We start from the raw sequence: 18,498 nt of genomic DNA, 5'->3' as shown, positions 1-18,498 counted from the left end.
TAATACTAAGTTTATTGGTTAATTTTTCTGATGAGATTCCGTTATGGTAAAAAAGATGTATAAAAAACCGCATATATTAATTGTTGAAGCGCGTTTTTATAATGAAATTTCCGATGCGCTTCTTGCAGGTGCGGTGAGCACTTTGCAAAAAGCTGAAGCAAGCTATGATATTGTGACAGTTCCAGGGGCATTAGAAATACCAAGCGCAATAGCTTTTGCCGAAAAAGATAATAAAGTATTTTATGATGGTTATATCGCTCTTGGTTGTATTATTAGGGGTGAAACATATCATTTTAAAATTGTTGCTGATAATTCTTGTCGAGCAGTGATGGACTTAACTATCCATAAACATTTAGCTATCGGAAATGGAATTTTGACTGTTGAAGATGAAAAACAAGCATGGGCGCGCGCAAAACAAGATGAAAAAAATAAAGGTGGTTTTGCTGCTAAAGCTGCTTTATGTATGATTGCTCTGAAAAAGAAGTTTGGAGATAATCACTAAATATGGCAGATCTAAAGGATAGATATTCTTCAAGTGTTGCCAATAAACGTGGAGCGGCGAGACTTGCTGCAGTACAAGCACTATATCAAATGGATATAGTTGGTACTGGTGTTATGGAAACGGCAGTTGAGTATGAAACTTATCGTTTAGGAAAAGAGATTGATGGAAATCAATATCTCGAAGCTGATTTTCAATGGTTTTTGGCTATCATAACTGGCGTTGTACAAGATCAAAAGAAGCTTGATCCTATGCTTCATCAGCAGCTTTCTGCAGAGTGGTCACTTTCGCGTATTGATTCTATATTACGAGCAATTTTGCGTGCAGGTTTATGGGAGTTAATCAATCGCAAAGATGTACCTGTTGCTGTTGTTGTGAGTGAATATGTAGATATAGCGAAAGCATTTTTTGAAAGTGATGAACCAAAGCTTGTCAATGCAGTTCTTGATAGTATAGCAAAAGAGGCGCGTCCCAAAAAATAACAATACAATCCCAGTAATATCGGGATTGTATGCGAGACGCTTAAAATTTAATTGCGGATTGGCGAATTTGCAGAATCCTGAATGATTTTATACAAAAAAGAATGATCTTTGGTCGCAACAGTTGGTGTTGTTTGTGTTATGAAATCAAAGACTTGACCGTCTTGCAATCCATAGTTAGCTATCTTAGTAACCTGATTATTTGCATTAAAGTAAATGGCTAAAACTTTACGATCAATAATTTTTGTTTTCATAAACTGCATCCCACGGTATCGAGTCTGTGAGATATAATAAAAGACGTCATTACCATATTTTGTTTTCAAAGAGGGAGTTCCTAAAGTTAAGATAACTTGCTCTTGGCTTGAACCAATAGGAATAGAATCAAGAGCATTTTTATCAAGAATGTAACCTTCTCTATATATCTGGCTTGAACCTGAGGAATGAATTAAATGACAACCAGCAATTGTTGTCATGCTCGTTATCAATAACCCAATCAACAATTTATGTTTGATTGAGGGCGCTATGTGTGGCTCCTGAAACAATGATATCTCCATATTAAAACTTAGACGTATGACAAGAAGGCAACTTCAAGTTTTTTCTAATTTTAACTTAATCTGCCATAGCTTAGACTGAGCTTCCTTGTTATAAAGCAAATTATGCCATACAGAATTTTTTTAGAAAAGAAAAAAATGAATAAAATATAATATGTTTAAATAAAAGCACAGTATATTGTATTTTTTATTCAGGAGTTGCTAATGAATGTTAAAAATGTTTCTCAAATGACATTTGCTTTGGTTTATCCAATATCGGTGCGTTCATTACCTTCTAAAGGTATAAAGGTTCATATTTGTGCAAATCAGCAAGAATGTGAACATTTAGCAAAGAATCATGATTTAGTTGAAGTAAAATTTTGTGAAGGAAAATTTCATATTTTTCCATCGAAGCAACGTGGAGTTCACGTAAAAGGTTTGTTGCAAGCACATATAACACAATTATGTGTTATCACATTAGAACCGCTAGAGAATATTCTTCGCGAAAATATTGATGTTGTTTTTGTTCCTAGCGACTCAAATTTAATTAAGCCTAAAATACCAGAAGATACAGGTGAATTATTTTTAGATGTGGATGGGGTGGACGCACCAGAAGTTTTTTATGGCGATAAAATTGATATCGGTGCGGTTATGGAAGAATTTTTTGAATTGTCGATTGATCATTATCCTCGCAAAAAAGGTATAAGTATGAGTGTAATTAAAAATTTAGATGAAGGTGAACAAAAAATATCACCATTTTCTATTCTAAAAAATTGGAAGCGATTGTAAATAAATAAAAAAGATACCTATTGCGTACTATCATAAAACAATATTTTCTGCGAAGCTCTTTTTTTAATGCGCTTCAGAAGCATGTTGCTTAGTAACATAAATCGCAATATGAGCTTAAAAATGTAAATTAAAAGATGTAGGATATGCAAGCGTGATTAGAATTTCTGTGGATGTAATGGGCGGTGATCATGGTCCAGAAGTAACTATTGCGGGAGCAGCAATTGTACAAAAATATTTGCCGAATATCTATTTTCTGTTTTATGGGGTAGATGAAGTTGTTAGACCAGTTTTAAAAAAATATCCTCGTTTGGCTTCTGTATCATGCTTCTATCCCACAGAAAGCTATACACGTATGGATGAGAAGCCAAGCCAAGCACTTCGCATTGGGCGTGGTAAATCATCAATGTGGTATGCGATTGAGGCTGTAAAAAATGGTGAAGCCGATGCGTGTATTTCTGCTGGTAATACCGGTGCACTAATGGCAATGTCTTATTTTTGCTTAAAAATGATGGCAGAGGCCGAACGTCCTGGTATTGCAGGTATTTGGCCAACACTTCGAAGTGAAAGTATCGTTTTAGATATTGGTGCAACGATTGGTGCATCGGCTAGCCAGTTGGTTGATTTGGCAGTTATGGGAGCAGGTATGTTCCGTGCCTTATATCACATTGAAAGACCAAGTGTTGGGCTTTTAAATGTCGGAGTTGAAGAAGTTAAGGGTCTTTATGCAATTCAAAAGGCTGGAATGATATTGCGCGAAGTGCAACTAGAAGGTTTAGAGTATAAGGGTTTTGTTGAAGGCAATGACATTGGAAAGGGAACAGTAGATGTTGTTGTAACTGAAGGGTTTTCTGGTAATATTGCTCTAAAAACAGCAGAGGGAACTGCGAGGCAAATAGGAGAAATTTTAAACACCGCTATGCGCAGCTCTTTTTTTTCATATCTTGGTTATTTTTTATCACGAAGTGCTTTTCGTACACTTAAATACAAAATGAATCCTGATAGAGTTAATGGTGGAGTGCTTTTAGGTTTAAATGGTGTCGTCATAAAAAGCCATGGTGGTACTAACGCAAGCGGTTTTGCTTCTGCTATCCGCGTTGGTTATGAAATGGTTAATAACGGACTTTTAGAAAAAATAACTGCTGATTTACGGCGATTCCATGAAAATAAAGAGATATTTTTTGATAAAGAAGGTGAAGTTAAAATTAATGAGGATGCCATATGATTAGTATTTATAATACAAATAAAAAATGTCAAAAAAAGGCCAGAGCCTAATGATTCGGTCAGTTATATGTGGTGTAGGAAGTGCCTTACCAAAAAAAAGCTTATCGAATGATGAGATTGCAAAATTTGTTGACACATCTGATTCGTGGATTGTGCAACGTACAGGAATACATCAACGCTATATTGCTAACAAAAATGAAACAACAGTTTCCTTAGGAGTAGAAGCTGCACAAGCTGCACTTATAAATGCTGGTTTAACAATAAAAGATATCGATTGTATTATTTTGGCAACTTCGACGCCAAATCATACTTTTCCAGCCTCCGCTGTTGAAATTCAGCATGCTTTAGGAATGAAGCATGGATTTGCCTTTGATATCCAAGCTGTTTGCTCTGGTTTTATTTTTGCTTTAACAACAGGAGATGCTTATTTACGTTGCGGAGCAGTCAAAAGAATTTTGGTTATTGGATCTGAAACCTTTTCTAGAATTTTAGATTGGAAAGATCGGACGACATGTGTTCTATTTGGTGATGGTGCAGGTGCTGCTATTTTAGAAGCACAAAAAATGGAAAGTGATTTTTCTTTTAATTGTGGCATATTAGCTGCAAAATTGCGTTCTAATGGTGAGTATATGAATAAGTTGTATGTTGATGGCGGTCCTTCAACAACGCAAACAACGGGTTATTTACGCATGGAAGGACGAGAAGTTTTTAAATACGCAGTTGGCATGATCACGGATGTAGTTGATGATTGTTTTATGGCTGCTGGTATAGATGCTTCACAATTAGATTGGTTTGTACCTCATCAGGCTAATAGGCGCATTATTGAAGCGTCAGCTAAAAAACTAGGAATTGCTATAAATAAAGTTGTGATTACTGTTGATCAACATGGAAATACATCAGCAGCATCGGTTCCGTTGGCTTTAACAACAGCTATTTGCAATGGAAAAATTAAAAAAGGAGATCTTGTTATGTTAGAAGCTATGGGAGGTGGGTTTACATGGGGAGCAATTCTTATTCGTTGGTAGGTTGTAGCCGCTTGACCATATTTGAATAAAAAGTATAAATCACTTTATAATTTTAAATATTTGAATAGGTGGTTATAATGACAAGTAAAACAGTAACGCGTGCAGATTTGGCGAGCGTAGTTTGTAGAAGAGTAGGCTTGTCACACAGTGAGTCAGCAGCTTTGGTTGAGTTAGTTTTGGATGAAATTTGCAATTCGCTTGTAAAAGGTGAAGCTGTAAAATTATCTTCTTTTGCAACTTTTCAGGTTCGCAGTAAAAACGAGCGTGTTGGGCGTAACCCGAAAACTGGTGTCGAAGCGTCTATCTCACCACGACGAGTTGTAACATTCAAAGCTGCAAATGTACTTAAACAGAAAATTTTAGATTCGCATCGTGCAAGACAGCAAAAAATATCACACAAATGATGATTATTGTAATGTTATAGTATTTGTTAAAAAAAATTCTATAAAATAGATATTGGGGTTTTATTTTATGTAAAAGATTTTGAATTCAAATGTAATTGAGTAAGTTTCTGCTTTTAGCCAATTTTATTAAAAAATGAAATTTGATCAATAATCATAAAATCATTTGTATAATTTAGATAAGGTGTTGCAAAATGGATAAGAGCTCCGATGCTTTTCGCACAATTAGCGAAGTAGCCGAATTGTTGGGGCTTCCACAGCATGTGTTAAGGTTTTGGGAAACACGTTTTACACAAATAAAACCAATGAAGCGTAGTGGTGGAAGGCGCTATTATCGTCCGGCTGATATCGATTTGCTCAATGGCATTAAGCAGTTACTATATGATCAGGGCTATACTATAAAAGGTGTACAGCGCCTTCTGAAAGAAAATGGTATTGCTTTTATTGTTGCATTTGGTAATGGTGATCTTGATGCCATGAACGTTGTAATGGAAAAGAAACATGCAGGACAAATGACTGAAACTACTTATAATAAACCTAAAAAATCTTCCTTTGGGCTTTTAGGTTTCATGAAAAATGAGGGAGACGCATCTGTCGGTGCTGTTAATGTTTACAAAAACAAGACTGATAAAGAATTATTACAAGAAACACTCTTTGAACTAATTGAATGTAAACGTATTCTTGATAGAGCACGATAACAATAGCAGCTTTTATTTCGTGAAGTAAACTAGCTACTTTACAACAAGGTTGCAAGATATCAAAAGGCTAAAAAGTAAAACACGTCTTTTTACTTTAATTTATCTGTTGTGCATGTATTTCAAGCGTTTATTAAACGGCGTAGATCTGGAGGTGTTGCTTCATCTGAAAGTTGTTTAATCACTTCTTCTATAGATAAAGAAACTTGATCTTTGCTTCCTAAGCGGCGCATGTTCACACTATTTGTTTCAGATTCACGTTTACCGCATACCAAAATTACGGGAATCTTTTGTAAAGAATGCTCGCGTATTTTATAATTAATTTTTTCGTTACGAAGATCTGATGTTGCTGAAAGTCCAATAGCTTTAAGTCTTGCTGTTATTTTTTTTGCATACTCATTGGCTTCGGATGTAATTGCTGCGACAATTATTTGTTCAGGCGCAAGCCAGAGTGGCATATGACCAGCAAAATTTTCGATTAATATACCAAGAAAACGCTCTGTTGATCCAAAAATGGCGCGGTGAATCATGACAGGTTGACGTTTTTCTGAATTGCTATCAATATAGAATGCACCAAAACGCTCAGGAAGATTAAAGTCTACTTGTGTTGTTCCGCATTGCCATTCGCGACCAATAGCATCTTTTAATGTATATTCAAATTTGGGTCCATAAAATGCACCCTCTCCTGGAAGGATACTTGTTTTTATTTTTCCTGCAGATTGTGCTTCAATAGTTTTAAGAACAGATGCCATGATATTTTCTGCATGATCCCATAATGCGTCTGATCCAACACGTTTTTCTGGGCGTGTTGAAAATTTAAGGCTAATTTCTTTAAAACCGAAATCAGTATAAGTTGATAAGATCAGATCATTAATCTTAAGGCATTCATCGGCTAATTGCTCATCTGTGCAAAAAATGTGTGCATCATCTTGTGTAAAGCTACGTACACGCATAAGACCGTGTAATGAACCTGAAGGCTCATAACGGTGAACTAGACCAAATTCAGCGAGTCTAATAGGTAAATCGCGGTAAGATTTTAAACCATGTTTAAAGATTTGCACATGACCTGGACAGTTCATTGGTTTGAGAGCATAAATCGATTCATCATTCCAATCATCAGCAGCTGGAATTGCTTTAAACATATTTTCTCTATACCACTCCCAATGGCCAGATAATTCCCAAAGTGATTTATCGAGAACTTGCGGTGCGTTAACTTCTGCATATTGATGATCGTCAAGACGTCTACGCATATAGCTGATCAAATTTTGGAACATTTTCCAGCCTTTTTTATGCCAAAAAATCATTCCTGGTCCTTCTTCTTGAAAATGAAATAAATCCATTTCACGCCCCAGACGGCGATGGTCGCGTTTTTCAGCCTCTTCTAGCATATGGAGATAGGCTTTTAGATCACTTTCATTAGCAAACGCTGTACCATAAATCCTTGTTAGCATTGGTTTACTGGCATCGCCACGCCAATAAGCCCCTGCAACTTTCATGAGTTTGAAGGCGTTACCAATTTGTCCAGTAGATTGCATGTGTGGACCACGGCAAAGGTCAAACCAATCACCTTGGTAATAGATTTTTACGTCTTGATTCTCAGGGATGCTATTGATGAGCTCAACTTTATAAAATTCATTTTTTTCAGAAAAAATTTTTCTAGCTTTTTCGCGAGACCAAATTTCTTTTCTAAAAAATTTATTACGTTGGATAATTTCACGCATTTTTTTTTCAATAATGGTAAGATCATCCAATGTAAAAGGTTGTTGGCGTGCAAAATCATAATAAAAACCATTTTCAATGACAGGGCCGATTGTCACTTGTGTTTCAGGAAAAAGTTCTTGCACTGCTTCAGCTAAAACATGTGCACAGTCGTGACGTATTAACTCAAGAGCACGTGGATCTTCGCGGGTAATGATTTCCACTGCACCAGATTCATCTAATGGATCGAATAAATCTTTAATAATTCCGTTAAGGCTGTAAGCGACCGCTTTTTTGGCAAGTGATTTGGAAATGGATGTAGCTAATTCTAAACCAGTCATTGTGATAGGGTAGTCACGTTTTGAACCATCGGGAAAAGAGAGAGAAACAAAACAAGACATAAAACACCCCTTTCATCCAATTTTGCCAACGATTACGGATGATTTTGTAAAAAAATTAAAAGGTAATCAACTAAGATTAATAGGCTAAGTTTTTTTATCAAGACGCATAAAAAAAGAAAAGAATTATTTGTTAGACTTGGCAGAAATTTTCCAGTAGCGCCAAGGCTTATAAAAACAGAAAAATTTTCCAAGAGAGGTAGGGACTGGATCAAAGCCGTGTGTTCCAAAGGGACCACAGCGTATGATACGAAAAAATCCCATCCACGCGCCGGCCCACAGACCATGGCGTGCAATCGCTTCATAGGTATACTCTGAGCAAGTTGGTGCGTGGCGACATTGGTTTCCTATGAAACTGGAAAGTGTTATCTGATAAAAGCGTATCAATATAATACCAAGTAATCGTCCAGGTGTTTTTCGCCAAGGATCGGTGTAATTCCGAGAATGTTTTTTTTTCTGAGAGTGTAATTCACGCATTTATTTTTTCTTCAATTTGTTTAATACAATCTACAACGGCATCAAAAGTGAGCATAGTTGATGTATGGCGCGCTTTATAATCTTTAATAGGTTGCAAGCAGGAAAATGCTTCAAATGGAGCTGTAGGAGGAGGGCCATTCTTTGTCAGCATATGATAGATGATTTCACGTAACATTTTAAGATTTTGTGTTGTTTGTCCGATGATATGACATGCTAAAAGTGAAGCTGATGCCTGTCCTAGAGCACATGCACGAACTTCATGAGCAAAATCTGTGACAATGTCATTTTTTACGTTTAAATCCACAGTAATTGTTGAACCGCAAAGGCGGGAATATTTTTTTGATGTTGCATCTGGACTATTAAGACGCCCGACTCTTGTTATATGCGCGGCATATTCAAGTACTTTATCACTATAGATATCATTAAGCATGTGCTGTTGCCTAAAATTTCGAAAGCTATAATTGTTTAAGCTTTTAATTCTATTATATAGAGAATATACAAAATCAAATAAATATGTCGCAAATGTTTTGTATGTAAAAGGCTTGGAGTTTTTAAATGCATGATATAAAGGGAGGGACTACAAACCCATCTTTACTTGGGAAGAAGTGTCCTACTTTTGAAGAAGTAGAGGTAGCGATTCGTACGTTACTATTGTGGATAGGGGAAAATCCAAATCGAGAAGGTCTTTTAGACACTCCAAGGCGTGTAGCTAAAGCATATTGTGAGCTTTTTGCTGGTTATAACGAATCGGTTGAAGAAATTTTAAGCACGGTTTTTGAAGAAGTTTCAGGATACAATGAAGCTATAATAGTAAAAAATATCGCTTTTTATTCACATTGCGAACATCATATGATTCCAATCGTCGGAAAAGCGCATATCGCCTATCTTCCTGATGTGAAGGTTGTTGGTCTTTCCAAAATTGCACGTGTTGTAGATGTTTTTTCTCGTCGTTTACAGACACAAGAGACTATGACAGTTCAAATAGCTAATGCTTTAGAAGAATATCTAAAACCTCGCGGTGTTGCAGTATTGATTGAAGCTGAGCATATGTGCATGGTTATGAGAGGTGCACAAAAACAGGGAACGAAGACAATTACAAAAAGTTTTCGTGGCCACTATCAAAAAAATCAAGTTGCACAGGATAATTTTATGATGATGTTTTGCAAATCATAATGAAGTTCATATTTAGTTTTTGTAATCATAGTTGATTTGAATAAAATAAATGATAAGAAGGCGAAAATGCTCTTGTGCCCTGCTTTGTGATTTGTTAGAGATGAGATGTATTTGGCTTCACCGTGTGCGGTCGTGGCGGAATTGGTAGACGCGCAGCGTTGAGGTCGCTGTGGGGCAACCCGTGGAAGTTCGAGTCTTCTCGACCGCACCATTTGTGCCATTTGCAGATGGAGATAAAATAGGGGTGCGATATATGTGTCGCAGCGGAATCTTGTTTAATGTGCCATTTGTTTATGCGTTTTTAATCAAATTCATTTCAGGTTCTTGAAAATTGCATCTTTGCTAATATTAAGAATCAGAATGTTCGTTCTTTTCAGTAAGATTTGGTAATGTAGATGTGGAAGGTACAGTGTTTTTTAGATGTTTAGCACTCTTTATTTGCGTTACTTTACTCGTGGCATGTAGTGCATCACGTGCTGTTCTTTGGCACGGAGTGCATGCAACGCCATCTATGGTTGCAGTACAAAGGGAAGTTGAATGCGAACCAATTCCTCCGAAAGCTATCGTTCCAGTGTATGTTGCGACGAGTCGCATGATGCAAAACAATTATTCTCAACCTTACGGTGCTGGGCGATCAAATAGAGTGCACTATAATCGTGTTGATATAGGAATTCCTCAACAACATAAAAAAGGGATTGTTGAAACAAATGCGTATAAACCTACTCATGATAAGTATTTTGCAGCTGTAGCATTACAAAAATATGATCATAAAGAACAATTTAAACAGGAATTGAATGCTATTTTAGCAAAAAAGCCAGAAGGAAAAAGGGAAGTTTTTCTTTTTATACATGGTTATAATAACAATTTTGCAGACGGCACATTTCGGGCAGCTCAATTTACTTATGATTATTCTTTAAATGTTGTCACTGTGCATTATTCATGGCCTTCTGCTGGATCAATTCCTCTTTATATTTATGATCGTGATAGCGCTAATTTTGCGCGTGATGGATTAATAGAGCTTTTAGTTCTTATCAGTGAAACTAATGCTGAGAAAATTTCAATTATTGCGCATTCTATGGGAAACTTTATTACGATGGAGGCATTTAGAACTTTGGCTTTGCAAGGAAGATATGAACCAATCCGCCGTATTACAAGTTTTTTGATGGCAGCACCAGATATTGATCTTGACGTATTTGAACGTCAGCTGAATGATATTAAAAAATTGCCTCAGCCAACAGCTATTTTGGTATCTCGCTCAGATAAAGCTCTCGCTGTGTCAGGGCGTTTAACAGGTGGACATCCTCGTGTAGGGGACGGTTCAGATATTGAAATGTTGCGTAAAAATGGAATAGCTGTTTTTGATCTCTCTAATATTGATGGTGGAACGCATAATGTATTTGCGTCTTCGCCAACACTAATGGCTCTTTCTCGGGATGGTTCTTTAGCTTCAGCTATTATGCAAGGTACAGAGCTAACACCTAGTCAGGCGCTTCTTGCTGATGGTAGTACTGTTTTGGAAAAAACAACGCACATTATCCTTTATGCACCTATGCGTCTTTTATCTCCATTAACTGGAAATTAAATGTCAGAGGATGGAGTTAATCTTTAAATATAGATGGATTAAAAGTGATATTTTAGCATTTTCTTTAGAATAACTCTATAAATTAAAAGCAAATAGCGGGATAAATATAAAAACCTGTCATTAGGTGAGTGTATAATGGTTGCGCAAAAACGCTATACTGATACGTCTGCATTAGTAGATTATTTATCTCATTCTGCAATGAAGTTATTAGATATTCATACTATGCTTTCGAAAGCAAAAAAAGATAATATAGGAAGAGAACCAAATTTATTGCTGCAAATTGATTCCGCAAAAAAACAGCTGGATGAAATAAGCCGTGCTCTTATTTTAGAATATCGCAAACGTCAAGAAAATGAGCTTTTCTTAAAGCAGATCTTAATATCAATTTCTAATCAACTTTTTTCTCTTAATAATAATTTTAAAGAGACTGGTCGTCTTTTTTTTCAAGAAATCAGAATGCTTCAATCTCAGATGCAGTGTTTTTACAAAGGTATTGAGAGGCAACATTTATTGAATAATCAAGAAACCTTGCCTTCTTCGTCAAAAATTGATGAGATTATCTTACGATTACAAAAAGCACAAAAAGAGCTTATTATTGAAAATCCACATCTCTTTGAAAAATGATATTATACCTAAATCAATAAATTATTTTTCAAGTAATGGATTTTATAATTATTAAATTTTCTAAGTTTTTTGCTATTTATTGCTTATTTTTATAAAAATTAAAAAAACTTTTATTAAGCTCAATTTGTACATAAGGTGAGAAGGGTAAAGGAGCTTTTTTACGGTATGAGTGTTAGTAAATTTAAAAGAAGATCGTGTGTGTATTAATAGATAAGAATTAAAAAAGAATTCAAAGCAATATTAAAAATGAATGGTTTTGGATTTCTGATTTTGTATAAATTCCTTTAATAGGATTTTGCAAATGAGTTTAGGTTATCGCTTCCATGTATAGGGTGTTTTGAGTTTTATATCAGCATCATGAACTTGCAGAGTACTCATAAATTTTTCACGACTTTATAAGTTAGAAGATTGTTAATATTTTATCATTAAATTTTTGAGGTAGTCTCAAATATATACTGCTTGGAAGCATAGTAAGTTTAGTCACAGACGCAGAAAACATTTTCTATTCATTGAATAGATGATAAAAAAACAAAGTTCTATTAAATGTTTTTAATGAATGGTATTTTGCTTTTAAAAAAATTTAAAATTATTGGAAAAAAGAAAAATAATTATTTCGACGATTTAGAAAATATAAATCATGAAGCGTTCACAAAAAAAATTATAGTTTAGTGGAGTTTTTTTTATTGTAAAGGAGGTAATATTTATAAATAAAGTTATCTATTTTATTTTTAAAAATTTTTAAATAAAGATCAAAGGGTGGTAAACTAAAATATTTGAAAATGGCATGTCAAGAAAGTTTTGTCGGTAGGGGTAATGCGCCTTTTTGCATTGCATAACGCAAAAAAATAATTCTATAGTTAAAATTTATTAATCATTTTTTATCAAGAAAACACTCTGTTATTTCATTGATTCAGAAATAACTTCATTAAATAATAATAGAGCATTTTTTTGTATTAAAAAATCGATGTTTAAATTATTACTTTGTTCTATTTTATAATAAAAAACATGAAAATTTATTCAAAAATTTACAAGCTTAATATGCAAATTGAAAAATGTGTGACAACACATTTTTGATAAATATTCCAGATTTCATTTCTATAAATTAAAAAATTAACGCAACAAGCTTTATTATAGCAAAAAAAATTCTATCGTAAGCTATTTTATTTCTTCATAGTTTACAATTTTTTCTATTATTTTATTTTATCAAAGGAATAATGTATTTAAGTCCGTGTAGGAAGAGTGGAGTTTACTAATGCTTAAAAAAGTCATGATCGTGGAAGATAATGAACTTAATATGAAATTATTCCGTGATCTTGTAGAAGCGAGTGGTTATGAAACTGTTGAAACGCGTAATGGTCTTCTTGCATTAGATCTTGCTCGCTCATCTATGCCTTCTCTTATTCTTATGGATATTCAATTACCTGAAGTATCAGGAATCGATGTTATTAAACAGCTAAAAGAAGATGAAGAACTAAAATTTATCCCTGTTGTTGCTGTAACAGCTTTTGCTATGAAAGGGGATGAAGAAAGGATTCGTGCAAGTGGATGTGAAGAATATATGTCAAAACCTATTTCAGTTCCTCATTTTATTAAAATGGTAAAGCGCTTCTTAGACTAAAATGTTACAAGCTTTTTTACTAAGAGAATAATGAAAAAATATTGAAAATATAATTTTAGTTAGACAGTCATATCTTATTAAAAAAAGCTCCGCTAGAAACGAAGCTTTATGTGTTATGTAAAATTATAATTAGCGTTTTGAGAATTGGAAAGAACGGCGTGCTTTTGCTTTACCGTATTTTTTACGTTCAACAACACGGCTATCACGTGTAAGAAAACCCCCTTTTTTCAAAATCGTCCGGAGTTCTGGCTCAAAGTAGGTTAATGCTTTTGAAATACCATGGCGTACTGCACCTGCTTGTCCTGAAAGACCACCTCCTGCAACAGTTGCAACAATATCAAATTGTGTCTCTCTTTGGGTTGCTACTATTGGTTGACGAAGAATCATTCTAAGAACAGGGCGAGCAAAATACTTATCAAAATCCTTATTGTTTATTACAATTTTCCCAGAGCCTAGTTTTATCCATACGCGAGCAACAGCATCTTTACGCTTTCCTGTTGCGTAAGCTCGTCCTTGTGAATCAAGCTTTTGTACATGGACAGGAGTGGTATTTTCATTAACTTCTGCAATATTTATCACTGCATTGAGCTCAGAAAGAGAATTAATTTCAGCCATAATTAAGCAATCCTTTTGTTTTTGCGGTTTAGAGCACCAACGTCAAGAGCTTCAGGCTGTTGTGCTGCATGCGGGTGTTGGCTTTCAGCATAAACACGTAAATTCTTTAACTGACGGCGACCAAGGGGCCCACGAGGAATCATACGCTCTACGGCCTTTTCAATGACGCGTTCAGGAAAACGACTTTCAAGAATTTGACGAGCTGTGCGCTCTTTTATTCCACCAATATAGCCTGTATGCCAATAATATTTTTTATTTGCATATTTTTTGCCAGTGAGAGCTATTTTATTTGCATTTATCACAATAACGTTGTCACCATCATCGACATGTGGAGTAAATGTAGCTTTATGTTTGCCACGTAAGCGATTTGCAACAAACGTGGCAAGACGACCTAAAACAAGGTTCTCTGCGTCAATAATAACCCATTTTTTCACCACTTCAGTTGGCTTTTGTGAAAAAGTTGCCATAGAAGTATCCTTTATTTAATCCCTTTATTATCAGGGAATTTTTGCTTTTTTGCATTAAAATTAATTAAGCTAAATATTTAATATTCCTCGCTCTGATATAATGTCTTTTAATTTGCGTCAAGAGAAAATAAAAACTTATAAAACAGTGCTTTATAATTTAGGTATTATAATACTTCATATTTTAATAATTTATATATAAAATGAAGCAGATGTTACTATAAATACTTTATCTTTAAACTCTTGATTGTATTTCTTCTCTTTTCATTGTAGAATGAATAATGATGCAGCGGTCTCGTTATTTTCTTAATGTTGAATCTTCTGCTTGCGGTCAAGCGTGGGTAGATGCTCTTGATGCTCAAGGGGTGAATAATGCTCGTGTTATTTCTCAAAAATTCGGTTTCCCTGATCAGTTAGCTCGCGTTCTTGCTGCAAGAGATGTAGATGAAACTGAAGCTGTTACATTTATTAATCCAACACTGCGTGCTTTAATGCCTGATCCAACAAGCTTTATGGACTTGCAATGTGCAGCAGAGCGCATCGTTAAAGCTATTATGAACAAGGAAAAAATTGCTGTTTTTGGTGATTATGATGTTGATGGTGCTTGTTCATCGGCAATCGTAGCGCGTTTTTTACGTTATTTTGGTATAGAAGTAAAAATTTATATTCCTGATCGCATTGTTGAAGGATATGGACCGAATAAACAAGCAATGAAAATGTTAGTGCAAGAAGGTGCTTGTTTAATTATTACTGTTGATTGTGGCGCGAATAGTCCAGATGCAATAAAGGCAGTAAGACTTGAAGGAGCTGATGTTGTGATTTTAGATCATCATCAAATGTCAGAGGTTCATCAAGAAGCTGTTGCTCTCGTTAATCCTAATCGTCCCGATGATTTTTCTGGACAAGGGCATTTATGCGCTGCTGGTGTTGTATTCGTTACGTTAGCATGGGTTAATCATTTATTACGAAAAAAGAAATATAAGGGAAAACTTCCTGATCTTTTAAGTATGCTTGATCTTGTTGCATTGGCGACTATATGTGATGTGGTTCCGTTACAAGGTATTAATCGCGCTTTTGTAGTTAAAGGACTTCAAGTCGCCCGCTCTATGTATAATCCTGGGATAGCAGCTTTAACAAAAGTTGCGCGTATAGGTGAACCGCTTAATAGTTTTCATTTAGGTTTTTTATTAGGTCCTAGAATTAATGCTGGAGGGCGTATTGGAGATCAGGCTTTAGGAGCACGTTTGCTTAGCTGTTATGATAAAGATGAAGCTGAAAAAATAGCAGAACAACTGAATCAACTTAATCAAGAGCGCCAAAAAATGGAAGAAGTGCAATTAATGCAAGCGGAAGCTTACATCGATTCTCTCTACCAAGATAGACAAGCACCGTCGTCGCTCGTGATTGCTCACAAAGAATGGCATCCAGGAATTGTTGGTATTCTTGCGTCTCGCTTAAAAGAACGTTTTTTTTGTCCCGTTTTTGCAATTGCTTTAAAAGCAGATGGAAGTGGAACAGGATCAGGGCGATCAATTAGCGGAATAGATTTAGGAGCGCTTGTTCGTGAAGCTGTCTCATTAAATTTATTAGAGAATGGTGGAGGCCATACTATGGCAGCTGGTATTACAATTAAGGATGCAAAAGTAGAAATTTTTCGGGAGTGGTTAGAAGAAAAAGTTGCTTTAATAGTCTCGCAGTTGCGTACTGAAAAGTTCCTTAGTATCGATGGTTGCCTTTCTGCTTTTGGTGCTAACAAAGAGCTTTTTGATATGGTTGAAAAAGCAGGGCCATTTGGTTCTGGAAATACTACTCCTGTCTTTGTTTTTCCTTCTCATCGATTGGTGAATTTATGTGAGGCTGGAAAAGGACATCTTCGCCTTGTTATTTCTAATATTGAAGGTAAAAAACTGCAAGGAATAGCTTTTCGTGCTGTGGGAACACCACTTGGTCATTTTCTTTCCGAAAATATGGGTAAAATGATCCATTTTGCTGGTAACCTTAGCTTAAATTATTGGAATGGAACTATCAATACACAGTTACGAGTTATTGATGCTGCTGCAGTAGTTTGAAAAAAATATTTTTTTAGATATTTAAATTAGAAGCAAAAGTAGAGTTTTCTTGTATAAATCTAAATCGTGCTTCTGGCTTAGTTCCCATTAAATTTTCTACTGTATCTTTAGTTTTTTGTATTTGCATTGAATCAATCGAGATACGTAAAAGTGTACGTTTTTGAGGATGCATGGTTGTTTCTTTAAGCTGTTCAGCACGCATTTCACCAAGACCTTTAAAGCGTCCAATTTCGATTTTAGCTTTTCCAGTAAATTCAGTCTTTAATAATTCATCCTTGTGAGCATCATCACGTGCATAAGCAACTTTTCCTCCTTGTGATATTCTGTAAAGGGGAGGCACAGCAAGGTATAAGTGCCCTTGACGAATGAGATCGGGCATCTCTTGAAAAAAGAAAGTGATTAAGAGTGAAGCAATATGAGCACCATCAACATCTGCATCTGTCATAATAATAATGCGCTCGTATCTAAGGTCTTCTTCACGATATTTAGAGCGTGTTCCACATCCAAGAGCGAGTATAAGGTCGCTAATTGTTTGACTTGAGCTCATTTTTTCGCGTGCAGCACTAGCTACATTTAAAATTTTTCCACGAAGAGGTAAAATAGCTTGGTTTGCTCTGTTTCGTGCTTGTTTAGCAGAACCACCAGCAGAGTCACCTTCAACAATAAATAATTCAGCACCAGAGGCGGAGCTTTGACTACAATCTGCTAGCTTCCCGGGTAAACGTAGTTTACGTACAGCTGTTTTTCGATTTATTTCTCTATCTTGGCGTCGTTTAACACGCTCTTCAGCACGTTCAACGATCCAATCAAGAAGTTTAGTTGATTCCTGTGGGGAATTTGCTAGCCAATGATCAAAAGAATCGCGTATTGCATTTTCAACGATACGTTGTGCTTCGATTGTCGATAATCGGTCTTTTGTTTGTCCAACAAACTCAGGCTCTTTTAGGAAAACTGAAAGTATTGCAACTGTTGAAGTCATAACATCATCGGATGTGATGATAGCGGCACGTTTGTTCCCTATTAATTCAGCATAGGATTTTAACCCGCGCAAAAGAGCTTGTCGAAGTCCTGCTTCATGTGTTCCACCTTCCCTAGTAGGAATAGTATTGCAGTAGGATTGTACGTAAGGATCTCCACCATGCCAAGCTACAGCCCATTCAACTAATCCGTGACCATTGTGCTGTTTTGTTTTTCCAGAAAAAATTTCCGATGTTATTCGATATTCATTTTTCAATGATAACAGTAAATAATCTTTAAGCCCATTTGGAAAGTAAAAAACAGTTTTTTCTGGAATATCTTTTACATTTTCAACTATAATAGGATCGCAATTCCAACGAATTTTTACCCCACCAAAAAGATAGGCTTTAGAGCGTGCCATTTTATAAATTATTTCTGGATCAAAAGCAGCTTTTTCCCCAAAAATTTTATTATCAGGATGAAAACGAACTTTCGTACCACGACGGTTATAAACATCACCCAAATCTTCTAATCCAGATTGAGGAATACCACGCGAAAATCGTTGCCTGTAAAGTTTACGTTCTCGCGCTACTTCGACTTCCATATCATCGGATAAAGCATTAACGACAGAAATTCCTACTCCATGTAGCCCTCCAGCAGTTTGATAAGCTTTTCCGTCAAATTTTCCACCTGAATGTAGTTGTGTCATAATAACTTCAAGTGTAGATTTTTCAGGCATTTGAGGATGATTTTCGACAGGAATACCGCGCCCATTATCTGTAACCGTTAAGTAACCATTTTTATCTAAAGACACATCAATTAAGTCTGCATAACCAGCGACAGCTTCATCCATTGCATTGTCGATAATTTCAGCAAATAAATGATGAAGTGCCTTGCTATCTGTTCCTCCTATGTACATTCCAGGGCGTAAACGTACAGGTTCTAAACCCTCCAACACTCGAATAGAGTGAGCATTATATTCATCTTTTTGCATACCTTTTTTTGAAGGTACTGCTTTTTCGTTTATTTTTGTGCTCATTGAAGTTTGTAAACTTTTTTCTTTTGTTTTTATTTGGGATTGAGCACTATTTAAAATACTAAAAAGATCCTTGTTGTTATCGCTCATAGCGTTCGACTACACCCTAATTAAAATAAACTTTATGCCTGCTTTTTATTGAGAAATC

19 protein-coding genes and 1 tRNA gene are annotated in these 18,498 nt (G+C 35.5%); 13 read left to right on the top strand and 7 right to left on the bottom strand.

Annotated features, from left to right (window positions below; translation table 11 throughout):
- Positions 1-43 precede the first annotated feature (43 nt).
- Together V4B18_RS05555 and nusB are read left to right on the top strand one after the other, a co-directional pair.
- Positions 44-502, top strand: coding sequence for a 6,7-dimethyl-8-ribityllumazine synthase (locus tag V4B18_RS05555; protein ID WP_455475468.1), 459 nt, complete (start codon positions 44-46; stop codon positions 500-502).
- 2 nt (positions 503-504) lie between these two features.
- Complete coding sequence (gene nusB, locus V4B18_RS05550) at positions 505-981, top strand: transcription antitermination factor NusB (RefSeq protein ID WP_455475467.1); 477 nt, start codon at positions 505-507, stop codon at positions 979-981.
- A gap of 47 nt (positions 982-1,028) precedes the next feature.
- Here the strand turns inward: nusB and V4B18_RS05545 are convergent, their stop codons facing one another.
- Positions 1,029-1,532, bottom strand: coding sequence for an outer membrane protein assembly factor BamE (locus V4B18_RS05545; protein WP_455475466.1), 504 nt, complete (start codon positions 1,530-1,532; stop codon positions 1,029-1,031).
- Between the two features lie 201 nt (positions 1,533-1,733).
- Here V4B18_RS05545 and V4B18_RS05540 point away from each other — a divergent pair, with 201 nt between their 5' ends.
- The 5 genes from V4B18_RS05540 (at position 1,734) to V4B18_RS05520 (ending at position 5,642) form a co-directional block, all read left to right on the top strand.
- Positions 1,734-2,297: a YceD family protein gene (locus V4B18_RS05540; protein WP_455475465.1), complete on the top strand. Its 564-nt coding sequence runs from the start codon at positions 1,734-1,736 to the stop codon at positions 2,295-2,297.
- Positions 2,298-2,448: 151 nt separating this feature from the next.
- Positions 2,449-3,519, top strand: coding sequence for a phosphate acyltransferase PlsX (gene plsX / locus V4B18_RS05535; RefSeq protein WP_455475464.1), 1,071 nt, complete (start codon positions 2,449-2,451; stop codon positions 3,517-3,519).
- A 49-nt stretch (positions 3,520-3,568) separates the two neighbouring features.
- On the top strand, positions 3,569-4,543 hold the full coding sequence (locus V4B18_RS05530) for a beta-ketoacyl-ACP synthase III (RefSeq protein WP_455475463.1): 975 nt from the start codon (positions 3,569-3,571) through the stop codon (positions 4,541-4,543).
- Positions 4,544-4,620: 77 nt separating this feature from the next.
- Positions 4,621-4,947: an integration host factor subunit alpha gene (locus tag V4B18_RS05525; protein ID WP_455475462.1), complete on the top strand. Its 327-nt coding sequence runs from the start codon at positions 4,621-4,623 to the stop codon at positions 4,945-4,947.
- 191 nt (positions 4,948-5,138) lie between these two features.
- The gene (locus V4B18_RS05520) at positions 5,139-5,642 is read left to right on the top strand and encodes a MerR family transcriptional regulator (RefSeq protein WP_455475461.1); all 504 of its coding nucleotides are present in this window, start codon (positions 5,139-5,141) and stop codon (positions 5,640-5,642) included.
- A 119-nt stretch (positions 5,643-5,761) separates the two neighbouring features.
- On the opposite strand, the gene thrS is transcribed toward V4B18_RS05520, so the two are convergent.
- From thrS to V4B18_RS05505, 3 genes are all read right to left on the bottom strand, one after another.
- A complete protein-coding gene (thrS, locus tag V4B18_RS05515) occupies positions 5,762-7,738 on the bottom strand; it encodes a threonine--tRNA ligase (protein WP_455475460.1) in 1,977 nt (658 codons plus the stop codon).
- A gap of 123 nt (positions 7,739-7,861) precedes the next feature.
- Positions 7,862-8,212 (bottom strand): membrane protein insertion efficiency factor YidD, encoded by a 351-nt coding sequence (yidD, locus tag V4B18_RS05510; protein ID WP_455475459.1) that lies wholly within the window; start codon positions 8,210-8,212, stop codon positions 7,862-7,864.
- Positions 8,205-8,642, bottom strand: a complete 438-nt coding sequence (locus V4B18_RS05505; RefSeq protein WP_455475458.1) for an iron-sulfur cluster assembly scaffold protein — start codon at positions 8,640-8,642, stop codon at positions 8,205-8,207. Before V4B18_RS05505 ends, yidD begins: the two co-directional genes overlap by 8 nt.
- A gap of 125 nt (positions 8,643-8,767) precedes the next feature.
- Between V4B18_RS05505 and folE the strand changes: the two genes are divergently transcribed.
- From folE to V4B18_RS05480, 5 genes are all read left to right on the top strand, one after another.
- Complete coding sequence (gene folE, locus V4B18_RS05500; protein ID WP_455475457.1) at positions 8,768-9,385, top strand: GTP cyclohydrolase I FolE; 618 nt, start codon at positions 8,768-8,770, stop codon at positions 9,383-9,385.
- A 126-nt stretch (positions 9,386-9,511) separates the two neighbouring features.
- A tRNA-Leu gene (locus V4B18_RS05495) sits at positions 9,512-9,596 on the top strand.
- A gap of 198 nt (positions 9,597-9,794) precedes the next feature.
- Positions 9,795-10,967 (top strand): alpha/beta hydrolase, encoded by a 1,173-nt coding sequence (locus V4B18_RS05490; protein WP_455475456.1) that lies wholly within the window; start codon positions 9,795-9,797, stop codon positions 10,965-10,967.
- Positions 10,968-11,102: 135 nt separating this feature from the next.
- On the top strand, positions 11,103-11,591 hold the full coding sequence (locus V4B18_RS05485; RefSeq protein ID WP_455475455.1) for a hypothetical protein: 489 nt from the start codon (positions 11,103-11,105) through the stop codon (positions 11,589-11,591).
- Positions 11,592-12,843: 1,252 nt separating this feature from the next.
- Positions 12,844-13,209 (top strand): response regulator, encoded by a 366-nt coding sequence (locus V4B18_RS05480; RefSeq protein WP_455475454.1) that lies wholly within the window; start codon positions 12,844-12,846, stop codon positions 13,207-13,209.
- A 129-nt stretch (positions 13,210-13,338) separates the two neighbouring features.
- On the opposite strand, the gene rpsI is transcribed toward V4B18_RS05480, so the two are convergent.
- Positions 13,339-13,824: a 30S ribosomal protein S9 gene (rpsI, locus tag V4B18_RS05475; RefSeq protein WP_455475453.1), complete on the bottom strand. Its 486-nt coding sequence runs from the start codon at positions 13,822-13,824 to the stop codon at positions 13,339-13,341.
- Between the two features lie 2 nt (positions 13,825-13,826).
- Positions 13,827-14,291, bottom strand: coding sequence for a 50S ribosomal protein L13 (rplM, locus tag V4B18_RS05470; protein WP_455475452.1), 465 nt, complete (start codon positions 14,289-14,291; stop codon positions 13,827-13,829).
- Positions 14,292-14,572: 281 nt separating this feature from the next.
- Here rplM and recJ point away from each other — a divergent pair, with 281 nt between their 5' ends.
- Positions 14,573-16,357, top strand: coding sequence for a single-stranded-DNA-specific exonuclease RecJ (gene recJ, locus V4B18_RS05465; protein WP_455476542.1), 1,785 nt, complete (start codon positions 14,573-14,575; stop codon positions 16,355-16,357).
- A 13-nt stretch (positions 16,358-16,370) separates the two neighbouring features.
- On the opposite strand, the gene parE is transcribed toward recJ, so the two are convergent.
- The gene (gene parE, locus V4B18_RS05460; protein WP_455475451.1) at positions 16,371-18,440 is read right to left on the bottom strand and encodes a DNA topoisomerase IV subunit B; all 2,070 of its coding nucleotides are present in this window, start codon (positions 18,438-18,440) and stop codon (positions 16,371-16,373) included.
- Between the last annotated feature and the right edge of the window lie 58 nt (positions 18,441-18,498).

Source organism: Bartonella sp. B17, from assembly GCF_053795755.1.
This window is presented reverse-complemented; position numbering and strand designations above follow the sequence as displayed.